The sequence below is a fragment of the Streptomyces sp. NPDC021100 genome (assembly GCF_044333095.1).
Classification (GTDB): domain Bacteria; phylum Actinomycetota; class Actinomycetes; order Streptomycetales; family Streptomycetaceae; genus Streptomyces.
Map to the genome: position 1 here is coordinate 1 of NZ_JBIRQH010000029.1, position 24,595 is coordinate 24,595.

Annotated in this window: 3 protein-coding genes; all 3 read left to right on the forward strand. The window is 75.2% G+C overall.

Annotated elements, in window-relative coordinates; translation table 11 throughout:
- A partial coding sequence (locus ACH4PU_RS33385; RefSeq protein WP_398280788.1) for an SDR family NAD(P)-dependent oxidoreductase occupies nt 1–3,134 on the forward strand: 3,134 nt, incomplete at its 5' end.
- 129 nt (nt 3,135–3,263) lie between these two features.
- Complete coding sequence (locus ACH4PU_RS33390; protein WP_398280791.1) at nt 3,264–8,447, forward strand: SDR family NAD(P)-dependent oxidoreductase; 5,184 nt, start codon at nt 3,264–3,266, stop codon at nt 8,445–8,447.
- Between the two features lie 103 nt (nt 8,448–8,550).
- Nucleotides 8,551–24,591, forward strand: a complete 16,041-nt coding sequence (locus tag ACH4PU_RS33395; protein ID WP_398280794.1) for an SDR family NAD(P)-dependent oxidoreductase — start codon at nt 8,551–8,553, stop codon at nt 24,589–24,591.
- Nucleotides 24,592–24,595: the final 4 nt, after the last annotated feature.

The following is a 24,595-nucleotide window of genomic DNA, read 5'->3' on the forward strand; positions in this document are numbered from 1 at the left end:
CCACCCTCCTCGAAATCGGCCCCGACGCCGTCCTCACCGCCATGGCAGCCGACCACACCACCGCCACCTGCCTCCCCCTCCAACGCCGCAACCGCTCCGAGGCACAAGAAGCCCTCACCGCCCTCGCCCACCTCTGGACCCACGGCCACCCCGTCACCTGGACACAACTCCACCCCACCGGCCGGGCCGGACTCGTCGACCTCCCCACCTACCCCTTCCAACGCCGCCGCTACTGGCTGGAGGACGGCGCGGGAGCCGGTGACCCGGAGGCTCTGGGCCAGGTGCCGGCGCGGCACCCGCTGCTCGGCGCGGCCGTCGCCGTGCCGGACACGGACACCGTCGTCCTGACCGGGCGGATCGGCACCCGTACCCACCCCTGGCTGGCCGACCACACCATCCTGGGGACCACCCTGCTCCCCGGCACCGGCCTTCTCGAACTCGCGCTGCACGCCGGTGACCAGGCCGGCACCCCGTACCTCGACGAACTGACGCTCCAGGCGCCCCTCGTCGTGCCCGCCGACCGGGCCGTCGATCTGCGGATCACGGTGGGACCGGCGGACGAGGCGGACCGCCGTACCGTCACCGTCCATTCGCGGTCGGCGGGCTCAGCGGATCACGCGGAGTGGACGCTGCACGCGACCGGCGGACTCGCCGCCGAGGACCCCGCCGCCGAGGATGCCGGCGACGAGCTCGCCGCGTGGCCGCCCGCCGACGCCCGCCCCGTCCCGCTCGACGCCGCCTACGAGCGGCTCGCCGACCAGGGGTACGACTACGGCCCGGTTTTCCAGGGGCTCCGGGCCGCCTGGCGGCAGGGCGACACCACCTACGCCGAGGTCGCCCTCCCGCCGGAGGCCCAGCACGACGCCGCGTCCTACCTGCTCCACCCCGCCCTCCTCGACTCGGCCCTGCACGCCAACCTCTTCCACGAGGCGGACGAGCAGGCCGCCGCGGAAGGTCCGCGGCTGCCGTTCGCGTGGAGCGGCGTCACGGTGCACGCGACGGGGGCCGCCGCGCTGCGCGTCCGCGTGGCGTCGCACGGCCCCGACGAGGCGTCGGTGCTGGTGGCGGACGGGACCGGGGCACCCGTGCTCACGATCCGGTCGCTCGCCGCTCGGGCCGTGGACGCCGGTGCCGTGCGCCCGGCGGGGGAGGGGGCCGACGGTTCCGACGGCGCCGCCCTGTTGCGCCCGGTGTGGGCGGAGCGGACCGTTCCGCCACTGCCGGAGCAGGAGGACGGCGGCTGGGCGCTCGTCGGCACCGCGCCCGATCCGCTGCTCACCGCCGCGCTGGGGCCCGAGACGCGCGGGTACGCCGACCTCGCCTCGCTCGCCGCGGCGCCCGGCGCCGTGCCCGGCACGGTAGTGCTGCCGTGCGACGGGCCCGGGCCGGACGGCGGCGCCGACCTGCCGGAGCGGGTCCGTACCACCGTCACCGACGTCCTCGCGACCGTACGGGAATGGCTCGCCGAACCGGCGTTCGCCGCCTCCCGCCTGGTGGTCCTCACCAGCGGCGCGGCGGGGCCCGACGCCGCGTCCGGCCCCGCCGTCGACCTGGCGCACGCACCCCTGTGGGGCCTGGTGCGCGCCGCGCAGGCCGAGCACCCCGGAAGGCTGCTGCTCCTCGACTGGGACGGCACCCCCGCGTCAGGACGCCGGCTGCGCGCCGGCGCCGCCGCCACGGACGACGCCGAACTCGCCCTGCGCGACGGCGCGGTGTGGGCGCCGCGGCTCGTCCGGGAACGGTCCGCCGCCCCGTCCGACGGCGCCGTCCTCGGCGCCGGCTGGGACCCCGACGGCACCGTCCTGATCACCGGTGGAACCGGCGGCCTCGGCGCCGCCGTCGCCCGGCACCTGGTGACCCGGTACGGCGCCCGCCGGCTGCTTCTGGTCAGCCGGCGCGGCGAGGAGGCGCCCGGCGCCCGCGAGCTGTGCCGGGAACTGGGCGCGGCGGGCGCCGAGGCGCGGGTGGCGGCGTGCGACGTCGCGGACCGCGCCGCGCTGGAGAAGCTGCTCGCCGACATCCCGGCCGGCCACCCGCTGAACGCCGTCGTCCACACGGCCGGACTGGCCGAGAACGGCCTGATCGAAACCCAGACGGCGCACCACGTCGACACGGCGCTGCGCCCCAAGGCGGTCGCCGCCTGGCACCTCCACGAGCTGACGGCCCACCATTCGCTCGCCGCCTTCGTGCTGTTCTCGTCCACCGCCGGCCTCTTCGTCGGCGCCGGGCAGGCCGGTTACGCCGCCGCCAACGTGTTCCTCGACGCCCTCGCCCGCCACCGCACGGAACAGGGCCTGCCCGCCCTCTCCCTCGCCTGGGGCCTGTGGGGCGGCGAACAGGGCATGGGCGGCCAGTTGGCCGACACGGACGTCGAGCGGCTGCGCCGCATGGGCATGCGCCCGCTGCCGACCACCCGGGCGCTCGACCTGCTCGACGCGGCCCTGGCGGCGGACGGCCCGGTGCTGGTGCCCGTCGGCCTGGAGACCGCCGCCCTGAACGGCCGGGGCGCGACGGTGCCCGCCCTGCTGCGCACCCTCGTCCGCACCCGGCCGCGCCGTGCCGCGCGGCCGGCGGCCGGCGCTCCGTCCGCCGGTGCCGGCGCCGACGCGCTCGCACACCGGCTCGCCGGCCTCCCGGAGCCCGAGCGCGACCTCGTCCTGCTCGACCTGGTGCGCAGCAACACGGCCGCCGTACTCGGTCACGGCAGCGGTGAACTCGTCGATCCCGAGCGGGCGTTCAAGGACGTCGGCTTCGACTCGATGGCCGCCGTCGACCTGCGCAACCTGCTGAACGCGGCCACCGGGCTGCGGCTCCCCGCCACCCTCGTCTTCGACTTCCCCACCCCGGCCGTGCTCGCCGCGCACCTCGCCGCCGAGCTGGTGCCGGACCAGGGGGCCGGACGGTCGCTGGCCGACCGGATCGACGACCTGGAGGCCGCCCTGCTGGCCGCGGCCGGCGCCGACGGCGTCCCCGACCGGGAGCACGCCGACGTCGCGGCCCGGCTGGACTCGCTGCTGCGCCGGTGGCGGGACGAGCGCGGCGACGAGCCGCGCGCCGACGCCCGCACGGCCTTCGAGTCCGCCACCGACGACGAGCTGTTCGCCGCGCTGGACGGCGAGCTCGGAACGCCGTAGCGCGGCCTCCGCCGTACCACCGTCCGGTGGCGCACCCGTGCCCCCGGGCGGTGCGCCGCCGACGCGACCGCACGCCCGCCGCCGCCCGGCGGCCCACCACCCCGACGCCCCGGAATCCACCGTCCGAGATTGGCTCACACTTCGATGGCGAACGACCAGAAACTGCGCGACTACCTTCGGCGCGCGACGGCCGACCTCCACGAGACCCGGCGCCGGCTGCGCGAGGTCGAGGACGGCCGGCACGAGCCGATCGCGATCGTGGGCATGGGCTGCCGCTACCCGGGCGGCGTCACCTCCCCCGAGGACCTGTGGCGGGTGGTGGACACGGGCACCGACGTCGTCGGGCAGTTCCCCACCGACCGCGGCTGGGACATGGACACGCTGTACGACCCGGCTCCCGGCCGGCCCGGGCGCAGCTATGTGCGCGAGGGCGGGTTCCTGTACGACGCGGCCGACTTCGACCCGGTGTTCTTCGGGCTCAGCCCCCGGGAGACGCCCGAGACGGACCCTCAGCAGCGGCTGCTGCTGGAGGTCGCCTGGGAGGCGTTCGAGCGGGCCGGGATCGACCCCGGCACCCTCAAGGGCAGCCGCACCGGCGTGTTCGCCGGCCTGATGTACCACGACTACGCGGGCGGCAGCACGGCCGGCAGCCTGGTGTCCGGCCGCGTCTCCTACACCTTCGGCTTCGAGGGCCCGGCGCTCACGGTGGACACGGCGTGCTCGTCGTCGCTGGTCGCGCTGCACCTGGCCGCGCAGTCGCTGCGCAACGGCGAGTGCTCGCTGGCCCTGGCCGGCGGCGTCACCGTGATGGCCGGGCCGGAGATGTTCGTCGAGTTCAGCCGGCAGCGCGGCCTCGCCAAGGACGGCCGCTGCAAGTCCTTCGCGGGCGCGGCGGACGGCGCCGGCTGGTCGGAGGGCGCCGGGGTGCTGCTGGTGGAACGGCTGTCCGACGCGCGGCGCAACGGCCACCCCGTCCTCGCCGTCGTCCGCGGCTCGGCGGTCAACCAGGACGGCGCCAGCAACGGCCTCACCGCCCCCAACGGGCCCTCCCAGCAGCGCGTCATCCGCCAGGCCCTCGACAACGCCGGCCTCACCCCCGCCGACGTCCAGGCCGTCGAGGCGCACGGCACCGGCACCGTCCTCGGCGACCCCATCGAGGCCCAGGCCCTCCTCGCCACCTACGGCCGCAACCGCCCCGACGACCAGCCTCTCTGGCTCGGTTCCGTCAAGTCCAACATGGGGCACGCCCAGGCCGCCGCCGGCGTCGGCGGCATCATCAAGATGGTCGAGGCGATCCGGCACCGGACGCTGCCCCGCACCCTGCACGTGGACGAGCCGACGCCGAAGGTCGACTGGTCGGCCGGGAACGTCCGGCTGCTGACCGAGCCGGTGGAGTGGAGCGGCGACGCCCCGCGCCGCGCCGGCGTCTCCTCCTTCGGCCTCAGCGGCACCAACGCCCACGTCATCATCGAGGAGCCGCCGGCCGCCGAGGCCCCGGACGCCGCCGAGGCCCCCGCCCGCCCGCTGCCCTGGCTGCTGTCGGCACACGACGACCGGGCGCTGCGCGACGCGGCGGCCCGGCTGCGCGCCCACCTCACCGCACCGGCCCCGCACGGCGGCCCCGCGAGCGCCGCGGACGTCGCCTTCTCCCTCGCCACCACCCGCGCCGTCTTCGACCACCGGGCCGCCGTCGTCGCCGACGACCGCGACGGGCTGCTGCGCCGCCTCGACGCGCTGGCCGCCGGTGACGACACCCCTGGGCTGGTGCGCGGCACCCCGCGCGGCACCGGCGTCCGGACGGCCTTCATGTTCACCGGCCAGGGCGCCCAACGCCCCGGAATGGCACAAGAGTTGTACGCGTCCGAGCCCGCCTTCGCGGCGGCCCTCGACGCCGTCTGCGCCGCCCTCGACCGGCGGCTCGACACGCCGGTGCGGGAGACCATGTGGATCCACGGCGACGGGCACGACACGGCCCGCGCCGAGCGGCTCGACCGCACCGGCCACGCCCAGGCCGCCCTCTTCGCCGTCGAAGTGGCCCTCTTCCGGCTGCTGGAGGAGTGGGGCGTCCGCCCCGACCTGCTGATCGGCCACTCCATCGGCGAGATCGCCGCCGCCCACGCCGCCGGCGTCTTCACCCTGGACGACGCGTGCACCCTGGTCGCCGCCCGGGCCCGGCTGATGGAGGCGCTGCCCGCGGGCGGCGCGATGGTCGCCGTCGAGGCGTCCGAGGACGACGTACGGCCGCTCCTCGGCGACCGGCTCGCGGTCGCCGCCGTCAACGGGCCGGCGTCCGTCGTCCTCTCCGGCGACGAGGACGCCGTCCTGCACGCCGCCGATCAACTCCGGGAGCGGGGACGCAAGACGTCACGGCTGCGCGTCAGCCACGCCTTCCACTCGCCCCGCATGGACCCCATGCTCGCGGACTTCCGCAAGGCCGTCGACGGCCTCCCGACGGCCCCGCCCCGCATCCCCCTCGTCTCCAACCTCACCGGAAAACCGTGCGCGGACGACGAGTTGGCGTCGGCCGAGTACTGGGTGCGGCACGTCCGCGAGACCGTCCGGTTCGCCGACGGCATCGCCACGCTCCGCGAGCACGGCGCCGGCACCTTCGTCGAACTCGGCCCCGGCACCACCCTCACCGCCCTCGCCCGCCGCTGCGTCACGGATGACACCGGCACCAGCTCCGAGGCTCCGGTCTTCGTCCCGCTGCTCCGCGCCGACCGCCCCGAACCGCGGACCCTGACCACGGCGCTGGCCGAACTCCACGCACACGGCACCGCCGTCGACTGGCCCGCTGTAGCCGGAAGTTGGGGCGGCCGCCGGGTGGACCTGCCCACCTACCCGTTCCAGCGGCAGCGTTACTGGTGGGAGGACGACGCCGCGGGCACCCCGGGCCCGGCCGCCCGCACCGGCGCCGCCGACACCGCCTTCTGGGACGCGGTGCGCCGCACCGACACCGGCGCCCTCGCCGGGGCCCTGGGCGCCGGCCCCGGCGCCGAGCGGGACGCCCTGGACACGGTGCTGCCGCTGCTCGCCTCCTGGCACACCCGCCGGGTCACCGAGGAGACGGCCGACGCCTGGAGCTACCGCATCGACTGGCAGCCCCTCACCCCGCCCGCCCCCGACGCCGGCGCGGTGGCCGGCACCTGGCTCGTCGTCTCCCCGGACGGCCCGGCCGCCCGGCCGTGGACCGAGCGGCTCGGCACGGCCCTGACCGGGCACGGCGCCGACGTCCGGCACGTCAGCCCGGATGCGTCCGACGCGATCGACGCGTCCGGACCGTCCGCCGCCGCCCTCGCCGACCGGCTGCGGTCCGCGCTCGACGGGGCCGGCGACATACGCGGAGTGGTCTCCCTCCTCGCGCTCGACGAGCGCGACGCCGGCGGCGGCCTGAACGCCACGGTCGCCCTCGCCCAGGCCCTGGGCGAGGCGGCCGTCGACGCCCCCCTGTGGTGCTTGACCAGCGGCGCCGTCACGGTCGGCGGAGCCGAGGAACTGCCGCACCCGGAGCAGGCGCAGGTGTGGGGCCTCGGCCGGGTCGCCGCCCTGGAGCAGCCCCGCCGCTGGGGCGGACTCGTCGACGTCCCGCCGGCACCCGACGACCGCGCCGCCGAACGGCTCACCGCCGTCCTGGCGGGCGCGTCCGCCGCCCCGGACACCGGTACCGGAACGGAGGACCAGGTCGCCGTCCGCGCCTCGGGCACCTTCGGCCGCCGGCTCGTCCGCGTACCGGCCGACACGGGCCTCGGCACGACGACCGGTGCCACGGCTGACGCGACGTCCGATGCCGCGACCGGTGTCACGACCGGTGCCACGGCCGGCGCCTCGGAGAGCGCTTCCTCGGACAGCGTGCCCTCGGACGACGTGCCCTCGGACGACGCGCCCTCGGACGACGCGGCCAAGGCCGGCGCCCCAGAGGAACCCCGCCACCCCTGGCCCCCGCACGGCACCGTCCTCATCACCGGCGGCACCGGCGCGCTCGGCGCGCACGTCGCCCGCTCGCTCGCCCGGGACGGCGCCGAGCACCTCGTCCTGACCAGCCGCCGCGGCCCGGACGCCCCGGGCGCCGCCGGCCTCGCGGCCGAACTCACCGCACTGGGCGCCCAGGTCACCGTGGCCGCCTGCGACGCCGCCGACCGCACGGCCCTCGCCGCGCTCCTCGACGGGCTCCCGGAAGACCGGCCGCTGACGGCGGTCGTGCACACCGCCGGCGTCCTGGACGACGGCGTCCTGGACTCCCTCACCCCCGACCGGCTCGCCGGCGTCCTGCGCCCCAAGGTGACGGCCGCCCGCAACCTGCACGAGCTCACCCGGGACCGCGACCTGACGGCGTTCGTCACCTTCTCCTCGATCGCCGGACTGCTCGGCAGCGCGGGGCAGGGCGCCTACGCCGCGGCCAACGCCTACCTGGACGCCCTGGCCGAACACCGCAGGGCCCTCGGCCTCGCCGCGACCTCGGTGGCCTGGGGTCCGTGGGACGGCGGCGGCATGGCGGGCGAGGAGGCCTCGCAGGACCGCTCCTGGTGGCGCGGCCTGGCCCCGATGGACGCCGACGTGTGCCTGACCGCCCTCCGGCGGGCCCTGGACCGCCCGGCGGCCTGCGTCGGTGTCTTCGACGCCGACTGGCCCCTGCTCGCGCCGTCGTTCACCGCGACCCGCCCCAGCCCGCTGCTGTCCGCGCTGCCCGAAGTACGGGCCGCCGCCACCGCCCCCGCCGGCGACCCGGCCGGCGCGGCAGAGGCCCCGTCGGACCTGGTCGGCCGGCTCGCCGCGCTCCCCGAGAGCGAGCAGCGGCGCGAGGTGCTCACCCTCGTCCGCGACCAAGTGGCCCTCGTCCTCGCCTACGAGAACAGCGCCGCCGTGCAGTCCGGACGGGCCTTCAACGAACTCGGCTTCGACTCGCTCACCGCGGTCGAGTTCCGCAACCGGCTGAGCACCGTCACCGGCCTGACCCTGCCGGCCACCCTCCTCTTCGACTACGCCAACCCCGACGCCCTCGCCACGCACCTGCACGGCGAACTGTGCGCGGGCGGCGCGGCACCCGCCGTCCCGGTCCTCGCCGAGCTCGAACGCATCGAGTCCGCGGCGGACTCCCTCTCGGCGGAGGAGATCGCACGCACCCGGATCGGCCACCGGCTCCGGGAACTCGCCGACCGCCTCACCGCCCGGCTCGCCGAGCACGACGGCGCGAGCGGCACGCCCGGCGCGGCCGGCGCGGCACCGGCGGACGGACCCTCCGTCGCCGACCGCCTCGACTCCGCGACGGCCGAGGACGTCTTCGACTTCCTCGACAAGGAACTCGGGCTCTCCTGACCCGTCGACCCGTCCCCGTCCCCCTACCTTCCACCCCACTTCCCGACCCTCCCGCACACGCAGTCCACGGGAAACGAGACACGGCGAGGCCCTGATGGCGAACGTGAACGAAGCGAAGCTGCTCGACTACCTCAAGCGGACCACCGCGGACCTGCATGCCACCAAGCAGCGGCTCCGGGACATCGAGAACGCCGGACAGGAGCCCGTCGCCATCGTCGCGATGAGCTGCCGGCTCCCCGGCGGCGTGCGCTCGCCCGAGGACCTCTGGCGGCTCGTCGCCGACGGCACCGACGCCATCGGCGGCTTCCCCGAGGACCGCGGCTGGGACACCGGCGACGCCCCCGAAGCGCCGGCCGCCGGAACCGGCGGGGACGGCGACGGCACGGACTACCCGCGCAAGGGCGGCTTCCTCTACGACGCGGCCGAGTTCGACCCCGCGTTCTTCGGCATCTCGCCGCGCGAGGCCCTCGCCATGGACCCGCAGCAGCGGCTGCTGCTGGAGACCGCCTGGGAGGCGTTCGAACGCGGCGGCGTCGCCCCCGACACCCTGCGCGGCGAGCGCGTCGGCGTCTTCGTCGGCACCAACGGCCAGACGTACTTCGACCTGAAGCTGCCGGAGGAGTCCGAGGCCTACATGGCCACCGGCAGCAACGCGGCCGTCCTCTCCGGCCGCATCTCCTACGTCCTGGGCCTGGAGGGCCCGGCGGTGACGGTCGACACCGCCTGCTCGTCCTCGCTGGTCGCGCTGCACCTCGCCGTACAGGCCCTGCGCGAGGGCGAGTGCACCCTCGCCCTCGCGGGCGGCGCGACCGTCATGGCCACGCCCGGCCCCTTCGTCGCCTTCAGCCGCCAGCGCGGCCTGGCGGCCGACGGCCGCTGCAAGGCGTTCTCCGAGGCGGCGGACGGCACCGGCTGGTCCGAGGGCGTCGGCGTGCTGCTCGTGGAGCGGCTGTCGGACGCGCGCCGCAACGGGCACAGGGTGCTGGCGGTCGTCCGGGGCTCGGCCGTCAACCAGGACGGCGCCAGCAACGGACTGACGGCCCCCAACGGCCCGTCGCAGCAGCGCGTCATCTGGGACGCCCTGGCCAACGCCCGCCTCTCCTCCGACCAGGTCGACGCGGTCGAGGCCCACGGCACCGGCACGAAGCTCGGCGACCCGATCGAGGCCCAGGCGCTCCTCGCGACGTACGGCCGCGACCGCGCCCCCGAACGGCCGCTGTGGCTCGGGTCGGTGAAGTCCAACCTGGGGCACACCCAGGCGGCGGCGGGCGTCGCCGGCATCATCAAGATGGTCATGGCGATGCGCAACGGGGTGCTGCCGCGGACGCTGCACGTCGACGCGCCGTCGTCCAAGGTCGACTGGTCGGCCGGGCTGGTGCGGCTGCTGACCGAGGACGTGCGGTGGGACGGCGCCGCGCCGCGCCGGGCCGGCGTCTCCTCGTTCGGCATCAGCGGCACCAACGCCCACATCATCCTTGAGGAAGCCCCGGCCGCCGACCCCGCCGAACAGCAGGACCTTCCGGCCGGGGACGACGCCCGGGGCCCGGTCCTCTGGCCGGTGTCCGGCGCCACCGCCGAGGCCCTCCGCGCCCAGGCGGCGCAGCTGCTCGGTGTGGTGGACCACGAGGACGCCCCCGAGCCGCGGGACGTGGCGGCGACGCTGGCGACGGCACGGGCACAGCTCGAACACCGCGCGGTGGTGCTGGGCACCGGACACGGCGAACTGACCGCCGGGCTGGGTGCGGTGGCCGCCGGCGAGGGCGCCGGTGGAGTGATCACGGGGACGGCCGCGGAAGGGCGGCCGGCGTTCCTGTTCACCGGGCAGGGCGCGCAGCGGATCGGGATGGGCCGGGAGCTGTACGAGACGTTCCCGGTCTTCGCGCGGGCGCTGGACGAGGTGTGCGCGCACCTCGACGCACACCTCGGACAGCCGCTCCGGGAGGTCCTCTTCGGCGAGGACGGGGAGCTGCTGAACCGCACGGAGTACGCGCAGCCCGCGCTGTTCGCCATCGAGACGGCGCTGTTCCGCCTGGTGGAATCCTGGGGAGTGCGGCCGGAGGTGCTGGCCGGGCACTCCATCGGAGAGATCGCGGCGGCCCATGTCGCCGGGGTGCTGTCCCTGGCGGATGCCTGCACGCTGGTGGCCGCACGCGGCCGGCTGATGCAGGCCCTGCCCGAAGGCGGGGTCATGGCCGCCCTCCAGTGCACCGAGGAGGAAGCCCTCGGTCTGCTCGGTGACGCGGAGGACGCGGCCGTCGCCGCGGTCAACGGTCCGCGCGCCGTCGTCGTCTCGGGCGCCCGGGCCACCGTCACCGGGATCGTGGAGACGCTGCGGGAGCAGGGCCGCAAGACCTCGATGCTGAAGGTCTCGCACGCCTTCCACTCGCCGCTGATGGAGCCGATGCTGGAGGACTTCCGCGCGGTCGTGGCGGGCCTGTCGTTCGCCGAGCCCCGCATCCCGATCGTCTCCACCGTCACCGGACTGGCGGCGACGGCAGAGGAGCTGACGAGCGCCGACTACTGGGTCGAGCACGTCCGCCGCCCGGTCCGCTTCGCCGACGCCGTCGCCACCCTGGCCGCCGACGGGGTGAGCGCGTTCCTGGAGATCGGCCCCGACGCCGTCCTCACCGCGATGGCGGCCGACCACACCACCGCCACCTGCGTACCCCTCCAGCGCCGCAACCGCCCGGAAGCCACCGAGGCCCTCACCGCCCTCGCCCGCCTGTGGGTCCAGGGCCACCGCGTCGACTGGACGGCGCTCCACCCCGTGGGCCCGGCCGGGCTCGTGGACCTGCCCACCTACCCCTTCCGGCGCGAGCACTACTGGATCAAGAACACCTCGGCCGTCGGGAACATCGCCTCGATCGGCCTGGACGCGGCCGACCACCCGCTGCTGGGCGCCGCCATGATGCTCGCCGACTCCGACGGCGCGCTGTTCACCGGCCGCCTCTCCGCCGGCGGCCACGTCTGGCTCGCCGACCGCGCCGCCGCCGGGTCCGTCGTGTTCCCGGAGACCGGCTTCGTGGAGCTGGCCATCCGGGCGGGCGACCAGGTCGGCTCCGGCGTGCTCGACGAACTGACGCTGGAGACGCCGCTGGCCCTGCCCGCGCGAGGCGGAGTACAGGTCCAGGTGGCGGTGGGCGCGCCCGACGCGTCCGGCGCCCGGTCGGTGCGGGTGTTCTCGCGCGCCGAGGGCGCGGTGGGCGACGCGTCCTGGACCCGGCACGCCACGGGCCTGCTCGGCTCGGCGGCACCCACCGGGACGGACGACGCCGGCCTCGCCGCATGGCCTCCGGCGGGAGCGGCACCGGTGCCGGTCGAGGACCTGTATGAGCGGTTCTCCGGGGCCGGTCTGGTGTACGGGCCCGCCTTCCGGGCGCTGCGCGCCGTCTGGCGCGACGGTGACACGCTGTACGCCGAGGTCGCCCTGTCCGGGCAGGCCGCCAAGGACGCCGAGCGCTTCGGCCTCCACCCGGCGGCCCTGGACGCCGCCGTCCAGGCGCTCGCGCTGCCGGGCGCCGACGGGGACGGCGAACAGGCCGTGGAATTGCGGTGGAACGCGGAGTGGCGCGGTGTCGCGCTGCACGCCACCGGCGCGTCCGCCCTCCGCGTACGCCTCTCGCCGCTGGGCGCGGACAGTGTGGCCGTGCACATCGCCGACGCCGCCGGGGAGCCGGTCGCCTCGGTCGAGACCCTGACCGTCCGCCCCGCCCGGGCCGCCGAACTGGCCGCCGGTGGCGAGACGGCGTACCCCGAGTCGCTGTACCGCGTGGACTGGGTGCCGGCGCCGGCGGTGGCGGCGGTGTCCGAGCCGGCCGGCGTCGTCGTGGACTTCGAGGATCTGGCGGGTGTGTCCGGAGCGCCTGACGTGGTGGTGCTGCGGGCGTTCGGCGACGGGGTGCCGGAGGTTGCCGGCGACGTCAGTGCGACCCTGGAGCGCGTCCTGCTCGCCGTACAGGAGTGGCTGGCGGGGGAGCGGTTCGCCGACTCGACGCTCGTCGTGGTGACCAGGGGTGCCGTGTCGGCGGACGGCGCCGAGGTCACGGACCTCGCGGGCGCCGCCGTGAGCGGCCTGGTGCGGTCGGCGCAGGCCGAGCACCCGGACAGGATCGTGCTCCTGGACCTGGAAGGGGACGGTGTTACCCTGCCGTCGGACCTGCTGAGCCGCGCCCTCGCCTCGCATGAGCCGCAACTGGCCGTGCGTAACGGCGCGTTCTTCGTTCCACGCCTGGTGCGTGCGGGTGTCCCTACTGCTGCCGAGACCCTGGAGTCGGTCGACGGCACGGTACTGGTGACGGGTGGTCTGAGTGGTCTGGGTGCGGTGGTGGCCCGTTGGCTGGTGGCGGAGCGTGGGGTGCGGCGTCTGGTGCTGACGTCGCGTCGTGGTGGTGGGACCGAGGGTGCGCAGGAGTTGGTGGCTTCGCTGTTGGAAGCGGGTGCGGTGTCGGTTGACGTCGCGGCGTGTGATGTGGCGGACCGTGAGGCGTTGGCCGGGGTTCTCGCAGGCGTGAGCGAGGAGTTCCCGCTACGTGCTGTCGTGCATGCGGCGGGTGTGTTGGACGACGGTCTGGTGGGCTCGCTGTCCGTCGAGCGGCTGGCCGCTGTGCTGCGTCCGAAGGTGCTGGGCGGCTGGAATCTGCATGAGCTGACGGCCGGGTTGTCGTTGGACGCGTTTGTGGTGTTCTCGTCGGCCGCGGGTGTGCTGGGTGCGCCGGGTCAGGGCAACTACGCGGCGGCCAACGCCTTCCTGGATGGCTTGGTGGAGTCGCGGGTGGCCTCGGGCCTGCCCGGTGCCGCGCTGGCCTGGGGTCTGTGGGGCGAGGTGGGCGGTATGGGGGGCGGTCTCTCGGAGGGGGACCGGGCCCGTATGGCGCGTGGTGGTGTACTGCCGCTGTCGACGGATGAGGGGTTGCGGCTGCTCGGGGCCGGGGCTCGCGCGGACGCCGCGCTGGTGCCGGTGCGTCTGGATGTCGAGGCGCTGCGGGCGCAAGGCCCGTCCCTCCCGACCCTCTACCACCACCTCACCGGCCGCCCCGCCCGCCGCCAGGCCACCGCGCGGTCTTCGTCCGCGAGCGTCGGCACGCTCGGCGAACGGCTCGCCGCGCTCCCCGCGTCCGAGCGCCACGAGGCCGTCCTGGACCTGGTGCGCGGGCAGGTCGCCGCGGTGCTCGGGCACGCGACCCCGGCGGCCATCGCGCCGGACCGGGCCTTCAACGACCTGGGCTTCGACTCCCTCACCGCCGTCGAACTGCGCAACAGCCTCAACGCCACCACCGGCCTGCGGCTCCCGGCCACGCTCGTCTTCGACTACCCGACCGCCGGCGACCTCGCGGACCACCTGCTGTCCGAGGTCTCCGGCGAGGTGGCCGCGGCCACCGTCCTGCCGTCCACCGCCCTCCGCACCGACGACCCGATCGTCATCGTCGGCATGGCCTGCCGCTTCCCCGGCGGCATCGCGTCCCCGGAGGACCTGTGGCGCCTGGTCGCCGACGGCGGCGACGCGATCACCGACTTCCCCGACAACCGCGGCTGGAACACCGACCGCCTCTACGACCCCACCGGGAACCGCCCGGACACCACCTACGTCAACCAGGGCGGCTTCCTCCACGACGCCGCCGACTTCGACGCCGACTTCTTCGGCATCAGCCCCAACGAGGCGCTGATCACCGACCCGCAGCAGCGGCTGCTGCTGGAGACGTCCTGGGAGGCCCTGGAACGGGCGGGCATCGACCCCGCGACCCTCAAGGGCAGCCCCACCGGCGTCTTCGCCGGCGTCGTCTACCACGACTACACCGGCAGTGCCAGCTCCGGGAGCATCGTCTCCGGCCGCATCGCCTACACCTACGGCCTGGAGGGTCCGGCGGTGACGGTGGACACGGCCTGCTCGTCCTCCCTCGTCGCCCTGCATCTGGCCGGGCAGGCGCTGCGCAACGGCGAGTGCGACCTCGCCCTCGCGGGCGGTGTGACGGTCATGGCGTCGCCCGCCGCCTTCGTCGAGTTCAGCCGCCAGCGCGGCCTCTCCCGCGACGGCCGCTGCAAGGCGTTCGCGGCCGGCGCCGACGGCACGGGCTGGGGCGAGGGCGTCGGCATCCTGGTCGTCGAGCGGCTCTCCGACGCGCTCCGCAACGGACACCGGGTGCTCGCCCACGTCCGCGGCTCGGCGGTCAACCAGGACGGCGCCAGCAACGGCCTCACCGCCCCCAACGGCCCCTCCCAGCAGCGCGTCATCCGCCAGGCACTCGCCAACGCCGGACTGGCCCCCGCCGACGTGGACGCCGTCGAGGCCCACGGCACCGGCACGGTCCTCGGCGACCCGATCGAGGCCCAGGCCCTGCTCGCCACCTACGGCCAGGACCGCCCGGACGACAGCCCGCTGTGGCTGGGCTCGGTCAAGTCCAACATCGGGCACACCCAGGGCGCCGCCGGCGTCGCCGGGATCATCAAGATGGTCATGGCGATGCGCAACGGCGTACTGCCCAGGACCCTGCACGTCGACGCGCCCTCGGCGCACATCGACTGGACGGCCGGCGCCATGCGCCTGCTCACCGAGGAGGTCGCCTGGGACGCCGGCCGGCCGCGCCGCGCCGGCATCTCCTCCTTCGGCATCAGCGGCACCAACGCCCACGTGATCATCGAGCAGGCGGAACCCGTCGAGCAGGCGGAGCCCGCGGACCCGGCCCCGTCGGCGACCGGTGCCCTCGTGCCGTGGCCGCTCTCCGGCCGCGACGAGGACGGCCTCCGCGCCCAGGCGGCCCGCCTCGCCGCGTACGTCGAGAAGTACGGTGAGGAGCACGGCGAACTCCGTCCTCAGGACGTCGGCTGGTCCCTGGCGACGACACGCGGAGCCCTCGACCGGCGCGCGACCGTCCTCGGCACCGACACCGCCGAGCTGCTGGCCGGCCTGCGCGCCCTGGCGGACGGCGGCACCGCGCCGGACACCGCGCGGACCGGCGGGAAGACCGCGTTCCTGTTCACCGGGCAGGGCGCGCAGCGCGCCGGCATGGGACGCGAGCTGTACGCGGCGTACCCCGCCTTCGCCCGTGCGCTCGACGAGGTCTGCGAGCGGCTCGACGGTCTGCTGCCCCGCCCGCTGAAGGACGTGCTGTTCGCGGACGAGGAGACGGCCGAAGGAACGGCCGCAGCGGACCTTCTGGACCGCACCGAGTACGCCCAGCCCGCCCTGTTCGCGGTCGAGGTGGCCCTCTACCGCCTCCTGGAGACCTGGGGCGTACGCCCGGACGTGGTGATGGGTCACTCCATCGGGGAGATCGCCGCCGCGCACGCCGCCGGGGTGCTCACCCTCGCGGACGCCTGCCGACTGGTCGCCGCGCGCGGCCGGCTGATGCAGGAGCTCCCGGCCGGCGGCGCCATGATCGCGGTCGAGGCGACGGAGGACGAGGTCCTGCCGCTGCTCGCGACGGCCGACCGGACCGGCCTGGCCGCCGTCAACGGCCCCCGGTCCGTCGTCCTCTCCGGCCCCGAGGCCGAAGTGGAGCGCATCGCCGGACAGCTGCGGGACCAGGGGCGGAAGACGTCCCGCCTGAAGGTGTCGCACGCCTTCCACTCGCCGCTGATGGAACCGATGCTGGACGCCTTCCGGCAGGTCCTGGAGCAACTGACCTTCGCCGAGCCCCGCCTGGCGGTCGTGTCCAACGTCACCGGCGACGTGGCTGGCCCACAGGAGCTGTGCTCCGTCGCGTACTGGCTGCGGCACGTCAGCGAGGCCGTGCGCTTCGACGCCGGCGTCCGCGGCGCGGCGGACCGCGGGGCGACGCGCTTCGTCGAGATCGGCCCCGACGGCGTCCTGACCGGCCTCGCACAGACGAGCCTCGCGGCGGACGACGCGGAACGGCCGGAGGGCGCGGTGTGCTGCGTGCCGCTGCTGCGCAAGGGACGGCCCGAGGCGCGGTCGCTGCTGACCGGCCTCGGCCGGCTGTACGCGGCCGGCGGCGACGTCGACTGGGCAGCACTTTTCGAGGGCAGCGGCGCCCGGCGCGTCGACCTCCCCACCTACGCCTTCCAGCGCCGCCGCTTCTGGTCCCAGGCCCCGGCCGACCAGGGCGACCCGGCGGCCATCGGCCTCGGCGCCACCGACCACCCGCTGCTCGGCGCGGCCGTGGCGCTCGCCGACTCGGCGGGCTTCCTCTTCACCGGGCGCCTCTCCGTCCACACCCACCCCTGGCTGGCCGACCACGTCGTCGGCGGCTCCGTCTTCTTCCCCGGCACCGGCTTCGTCGAACTGGCCATCCGGGCGGGCGACCAGGTCGGCTGCGGCGTCCTGGACGACCTGACGCTGGAGGCCCCGCTGGTCCTGCCGGCCCGCGGCGGCGTGCAGGTGCAGGTGGTGGTGGGCGCGCCCGAGAGCGCCGGGGGCCGCTCGGTGCGTGTGTACTCCCGTGGCGAGGACGGGGCCGGCGACGGTGTGTGGGTGCGGCACGCGAGCGGCGTCCTGGGCGCGGTGCGTCGCGGTGACGGCAGTTCCGTTCTCGGTGTGTGGCCGCCGGAGGGCGCGGAGCCGGTGCCGTTGGACGGCGTGTACGAGCGGTACGCCGAGGGCGGGCTGGTGTACGGGCCGGTGTTCCGGGGGCTGCGGGTCGCGTGGCGGTCGGGCGATGAGGTGTTCGCCGAGGTGGCGTTGCCGGATGGCGTGAGCGTGGACGGGTTTGGCGTGCATCCGGCCGTGTTGGACGCTGCGCTGCATGCGGTGGGTCTGACGGGGGTGGGGGAGCGGGCCGGTCTGCCGTTCGCCTGGTCCGGTGTGGAGTTGCACGCGACGGGTGCGTCGGCGCTGCGGGTGCGGGTGTCGCCTTTGGGTGAGGGTGCGGTGGGGCTGGAGGTGGCGGATGCCACCGGCCGGCCGGTGGCGTCGGTGGAGCGGCTGGACGTACGGCCGATCTCCGAGGAGCAGCTCGCCCAGGCCCGCGCCGAGTACCACGAGTCGCTGTACCGCGTGGACTGGGTGCCGGCGGTGACGCCGGCGGCGGTGTCCGAGCCGGCTGCCGTCGCCGTGGACTTCGAGGACTTGGCGGGTGTGTCCGGAGAGCCGGATGTGGTGGTGCTGCGGGTGTTCGGCGGTGCGATACCGGATGTGCCCGGCGACGTGAGCGTGGTGCTGGAGCGCGTGCTGTCGGCCGTACAGGTGTGGCTGGAAGACGAGCGGTGCGCGCGGTCGCGGCTGGTGGTCGTGACGCGCGGCGCGGTGTCGGCCGGCGGCTCGGACGTGGCCGACCTGGCGGGCGCGGCGGTGGGCGGCCTGGTGCGGTCGGCGCAGGCGGAGCACCCGGACAGGATCGTGCTCTTGGATCTGGACGGGGGCGAGGCTGCTGTGCCGTCGGACCTGCTGCACCGCGTCCTCGCGGCGGGCGAGCAGCAACTTGCCGTGCGTGAGGGCGCGTTGTTCACACCGCGCCTGGTGCGTGCGGCTGTGCCCGCTGCCGCTGAGACGCTGATGTCGGCTGAGGGCACGGTGTTGGTGACGGGTGGTCTGAGTGGCCTGGGTGCGGTGGTGGCCCGTTGGCTGGTGGCGGAGCGTGGCGTCCGGCGTTTGGTGTTGACGTCGCGTCGTGGTGGTGGGACCGAGGGTGCGCAGGGGTTGGTGGCTTCGCTGTTGGAAGCGGGTGCGGTGTCGGTTGACGTCGCGGCGTGTGATGTGGCGGACCGTGAGGCGTTGGCCGGGGTTCTCGCAGGCGTGAGCGAGGAGTTCCCGCTACGTGCTGTCGTGCATGCGGCGGGTGTGCTGGATGACGGTCTGGTGGGGTCGTTGTCGGTGGAGCGGCTGGCCGCTGTGCTGCGTCCGAAGGTGCTGGGCGGCTGGAATCTGCATGAGCTGACGGCCGGGTTGTCGTTGGACGCGTTTGTGGTGTTCTCGTCGGCCGCGGGTGTGTTGGGTGCGCCGGGTCAGGGCAACTACGCGGCGGCCAACGCCTTCCTGGATGGCTTGGTGGAGTCGCGGGTGGCCTCGGGCCTGCCGGGTGCCGCGCTGGCCTGGGGTCTGTGGGGCGAGGTGGGTGGTATGGGGGGCGGTCTCTCGGAGGGGGACCGGGCCCGTATGGCGCGTGGTGGTGTGCTGCCGCTGTCGACGGATGAGGGGTTGCGGTTGCTCGGGGCCGGGGCTCGCGCGGACGCCGCGCTGGTGCCGGTGCGTTTGGACGTCGAGGCGCTGCGGGCGCAAGGCCCGTCCCTCCCGACCCTCTACCACCACCTCGTCCCCGCCGTCCGGCGCACCGCGGCCGTCAGCGACGGCGGCACCGCCGACACCCTGCACCGGCAGTTGTCCGCGCTGCCGCCGGCCGAGCGGGAACGCGCCCTGCTCGCCGTCGTGCGCGGACAGGTGGCCGCGGTCCTGGGGCACGCCAACCCGGCCGCGATCGCGCCGGACCGGGCCTTCAACGACCTGGGCTTCGACTCCCTCACCGCCGTCGAGCTGCGCAACAGCCTCAACACCGCGACCGGCCTGCGGCTCCCGGCCACGCTCGTCTTCGACTACCCGACCGCCGGCGACCTCGCACGCCACCTCCACGACGAACTCCTCGGCACGCTCGACACACCCACCGGCACCCCGGCCGTCCAGGAGAGCGCCCACGGCGACGATCCGATCGTCATCGTCGGCATGGCCTGCCGTTACCCGGGTGGCATCGCGTCCCCCGAGGACCTGTGGCGCCTGGTAGCCGACGGCCGCGACTCCGTCTCCGCGTTCCCCGACGACCGCGGCTGGGACGTCGACGCGCTCTTCGACCCGGACGCCGAACGCCCGGACACCACCTACGTCGACAAGGGCGGCTTCCTGCACGACGCCGCCGACTTCGACGCGGACTTCTTCCGGATCAGCCCCAACGAGGCACTGAGCACCGACCCGCAGCAGCGGCTGCTGCTGGAGACGTCCTGGGAGGCGTTCGAGCGCGCCGGCATCGACCCCGCGACGGTCAAGGGCAGCAGGACCGGCGTCTTCGCCGGCGTCATGTACCACGACTACCCCACCAGCCACAGCGCGGGCAGCATCGTCTCCGGCCGCATCGCCTACACCTACGGCCTGGAAGGCCCGGCGGTGACGGTGGACACGGCCTGCTCGTCCTCGCTCGTCGCCCTGCACCTGGCCGGCCAGGCCCTGCGCAACGGCGACTGCTCGCTGGCCCTGGTCGGCGGCGTGACCGTGATGTCCACCCCGGCCACCTTCATCGAGTTCAGCCGCCAGCGCGGCCTGGCGCGCGACGGCCGGTGCAAGTCCTTCGCCGACGCGGCGGACGGCACCGGCTGGTCCGAAGGCGTCGGCGTGCTCGTGGTCGAGCGGCTGTCGGACGCGCGCCGCAACGGCCACCGCGTGCTCGCGGTCGTGCGGGGTTCGGCGGTCAACCAGGACGGCGCCAGCAACGGGCTGACGGCTCCCAACGGCCCGTCCCAGCAGCGCGTGATCCGTGCGGCGCTGGCCAACGCACGGCTGTCGGCGGACCAGGTGGACGCGGTGGAGGCACACGGCACCGGCACGGTGCTGGGCGACCCGATCGAGGCCCAGGCACTGCTGGCGACGTACGGCCGCGACCGCGCTCCCGAACGGCCGCTGTGGCTCGGCTCCATCAAGTCCAACCTGGGGCATACGCAGGCGGCGGCGGGTGTGGCGGGCATCATCAAGATGGTGATGGCGATGCGTCATGGTGTGCTGCCGAGGACGCTGCATGTGGACGCGCCGTCGTCGAAGGTGGACTGGACGGCGGGCGCGGTGGAACTCCTCACCGAATCCCGCCCGTGGGAGTCCCACGGCGTCAGGCGCGCGGCGGTGTCGTCCTTCGGCATCAGCGGCACCAACGCCCACGTCATCATCGAACAGGCCGCCCCCGAACCCGTCCCCGCGCAGCAGGAGGCGGACGGCTCCCCGACGCCGCTCTGGCCCGTGTCCGGCGCGACCGCCGACGCGCTGAAGGCCCAGGCGGCGCGGCTGCTGGACCTGCTGGAGCGTGAGGATGCTCCGGGGGTGCGGGAGGTGGCGGTGGCGCTGGCGACGACGCGGGCGCAGCTGGAACACCGCGCGGTCCTCACCGCCACCCACCGCGCGGACCTCACCGCCGGGCTCGCCGCACTGGCGGCCGGGCAGGACGCGGCGGGTCTGGTACGCGGCACGGCTGCGGAAGGGCGGTTGGCGTTCCTGTTCACCGGGCAGGGCGCACAACGGGTAGGGATGGGCCGGGAACTGTATGAGACGTTCCCGGTGTTCGCCAAGGCGTTGGACGAGGTGTGCGCGCACTTCGAACAGCCGCTTAAGGACGTCCTCTTCGGCGAGGACGGCGAGCTGCTGAACCGCACGGAGCACGCGCAGCCGGCGCTGTTCGCCATCGAGACGGCACTATTCCGCCTGGTGGAATCCTGGGGTGCCCGTCCTGAGGTGCTGGCCGGGCACTCCATCGGAGAGATCGCGGCGGCCCATGTCGCCGGGGTGCTGTCGTTGGAGGATGCCTGCACGCTGGTGGCCGCACGCGGCCGGCTGATGCAGGCCCTGCCCGAGGGCGGTGTTATGGCCGCCCTGCAGTGCACCGAGGACGAAGCCTTCACCCTCCTCGGTGACGCCCAGGACGCTTCCATCGCCGCCGTCAACGGCCCACGCGCGGTCGTGGTCTCCGGCGCGGAAGCAACAGTCACCACGATCGTGGAGACGCTGCGCGAGCAAGGCCGCAAGACCTCGATGCTCAAGGTCTCCCACGCCTTCCACTCACCCCTCATGGACCCGATGCTGGAGGACTTCCGCACGGTCGTGGCGGGCCTGTCGTTCGCCGAGCCCCGCATCCCGATCGTCTCCACCGTCACCGGACTGACGGCAACGGCAGAGGAGTTGACGAGCACCGACTACTGGGTGGAGCACGTCCGCCGCCCCGTCCGCTTCGCCGACGCGGTATCGACTCTGATCACCGACGGCATCACCACCTTCCTGGAGATCGGCCCCGACGCCGTCCTCACCGCGATGGCCACCGCCGCGCTCCCCGACGACGCCACCGCCACCTGCGTCCCGCTGCTGCGCCGTAACCGCCCGGAGGAGCCGGAGGCCCTCACCGCCCTCGCCCGCCTGTGGGTCCAGGGCCAGCCCGTCGACTGGGAAGCCCTCAACGCCACAGCCCCCACCGGCCCGGTCGACCTGCCCACCTACCCCTTCCAGCGCCGCCGCTACTGGATCGACGGCTACTCCCCGTTCGGCGCGGCCTCCGGTGCCGGCGGTCATCCGCTGCTGGGGAAGCCGGTGTCGCTGGCCGGTTCGGAGGGGCTGCTGTTCTCCGGCCGGCTCTCCCTCCGGACGCACCCCTGGCTCGCCGACCACGCGATCGGGGACACCGTCCTCTTCCCCGGCACGGGCTTCGTGGACCTGGCGATCGCGGCCGGTGACCAGGTAGGACGCACGGTTCTTTCGGAGATGACCCTGGAGGCGCCGCTGGTCCTCCCCGAGCACGGGGACGTACACACCCAGCTCGTGGTCGAGGCTCCCGACGCCTCGGGAGACCGCGCCTTCAGTATTCACTCACGTTCTGAGGACACGCTGGGCGACGGCGTGTGGGTCCGGCACGCGAGCGGCACCCTGGGGACGGTGAGCCCCGGCGACGGCGGTGCCACCCTGGGCGTCTGGCCGCCGGAGGGCGCGGAGCCGCTGCCGGTCGAGGGCCTGTACGAGCGGTACGCCGAGGGCGGGCTGGTGTACGGGCCGGTGTTCCGGGGGCTGCGGGTCGCGTGGCGGTCGGGTGACGAGGTGTTCGCCGAGGTGGCGTTGCCGGATGGTGTGAGCGTGGACGGGTTTGGCGTGCATCCGGCCGTGTTGGACGCTGCGCTGCATGCGGTGGGTCTGACGGGGGTGGGGGAGCGGGCCGGTCTGCCGTTCGCCTGGTCCGGTGTGGAGTTGCACGCGACGGGTGCGTCGGCGCTGCGGGTGCGGGTGTCGCCTTTGGGCGAGGGCGCGGTGGGGCTGGAGGTGGCGGATGCCACCGGCCGGCCGGTGGTCTCGGTGGAGCGGCTGGACGTACGGCCGATCTCCGAGGAGCAGCTCGCCCAGGCCCGCGCCGAGTACCACGACTCCCTCTACCGCGTCGACTGGACCCCGGTCCCGGCGCCCGCCCGCGTCCCCGCCGGGACGTGGACGGTGGCCGGCCCCGACGCGTCCGCCTGGTCGCGGGTGCTGGCCGAGGCCGGTCAGGTGACGAGCGCCGAAGCGGCCCCCGGACTGCCGGACGCCGGTACGACGGACGTCGTCGTGCTGCCGGCCGTGGCCGAGGGCACCGGAGACGACGAGGCCGGTGCGGCACGTGAGCGTACCCACCGGATGCTGGCCGACCTCCAGTCCTGGCTGGCGGACGAGCGGTTCGCCGGCTCGACGCTCGTCGTGGTCACCCGGGGCGCGGCACCGGCGGGCGCCACCGAGGTCACCGACCTCGCGGGCGCCGCGGTGGGCGGGCTGGTGCGGTCGGCCCAGGCGGAGAACCCCGGCCGGATCGTGCTCGTCGACACCGACGGCACCGACGCCTCCCTCGCCGCCCTGCCCCGCGCACTGGCCACCGGCGAGGAGTATCTCGCCGTCCGCGACGGAGAGTTGTCCGTACCCCGGCTGGCCCGGGTCCCCGCGACCGTACGGGCCGCCGGCCCCGACGAGGCCCGCGAGGGCCACGGCACGATCCTCGTCACGGGTGCCACCGGCGCCCTGGGCGTGCTGGTCGCCCGCCACCTGGTGGTCGAGCACGGGGCACGACACCTCCTGCTCGCCAGCCGCCGGGGCCCGGACGCCCCGGGCGCCCCGGAACTGGCGGCCGAACTGGCGGAACTGGGCGCCGAGGTGACGTTCGCCGCCTGCGACATCGCCGACCGCGACCGGCTGGCGGCGCTCCTCGAATCCGTACCCGCCGAGCACCCGCTGACCGCCGTGGTGCACGTCGCCGGCGCGCTCGACGACGGCGTCATCGGCTCGCTGACCCCCGACCGCATGGACACCGTGCTCCGGCCCAAGGCCGACGCGGCCTGGAACCTGCACGAGCTGACGCGAGGCCTCGACCTGTCCGCGTTCGTCCTCTTCTCCTCCATCGCCGGCGCCCTGGGCGTACCGGGACAGGGCAACTACGCGGCCGCCAACGCCTTCCTGGACGCCCTGGCACACCACCGCCGGGCCGCCGGACTGCCGGCGACCTCGCTGGCCTGGGGCATGTGGGCGGACGACAGCGGGATGGCCGGCGGGCTGAGCGACGCGGACGTACGGCGCATGGCGCGCTCGGGCGCCGGCGCGCTCTCCGCCAAGGAGGGCCTGGCGCTGTTCGACGCGGCGTTCACCGGCAGCGGGCGGTTCGCGCCCCCGGACGAGGCACTGCTCGTCCCGGTCGCGCTGGACCCGCGCCTCCTGGCGCAGGGCGATCCCGGAGAGCTGCCGCCCCTCTTCCGCGGCCTCGTCCGGACGACGGCCCGGCGCACCGCGCGGTCGGCCCAGGAGCCGTCCGCCGGCACCGGGAACCTGCTCGCCCGCCTGGCGGAGACACCCGCGGCGGATCGCCGGGACCTGCTGACGGAGGTGGTCCGGGCGCAGGTCGTGGCGGTGCTCGGGCACACCGACGCCGAGGGCGTCGACGCCGACCGGTCGTTCAACGCCCTGGGCTTCGACTCGCTGACCGCCGTCGAGTTCCGCAACCGCCTCAACGCCGCCACCGGCCTCCGGCTCCCCGCCGCGCTCACCTTCGACCACCCGAGCAGCCGGGCCGTCGCCGACCACCTGTGGGAGGAGCTCGCGCCCCGGCTGGAGGAGGAGCCGGCGGCGGACGGGAGCGGTTCCGGTTCGGCCGAGGACCGCGTCCGCGCGGCGCTCGCCGCCATCCCGCTCTCCCGGCTGCGGGAGGCCGGCCTGATGGACAGCCTCCTGGAGCTCGCGGGGCTCGGCACCGACGCCCTGGCCGCCGACGAGGAGGCGGGCGGCGCCGCGTACTCCATCGACGCGATGGACACCGACGCCCTGATCAGCATGGCCCTCGCCGAGACGGGCGCGGCGCGGGACGGCGACGGAGCGGACGGAGCCGAGTACGACCACGAGTACGACGCCTACGACGCCCACGACGTCTTCGGGGAAGACCCGGAGGAGCACGGCGGATCGGGCCACCAGGACGTCGACGTCCTCGACGCCACTGACATGACGCGGGAGAAGTGACATC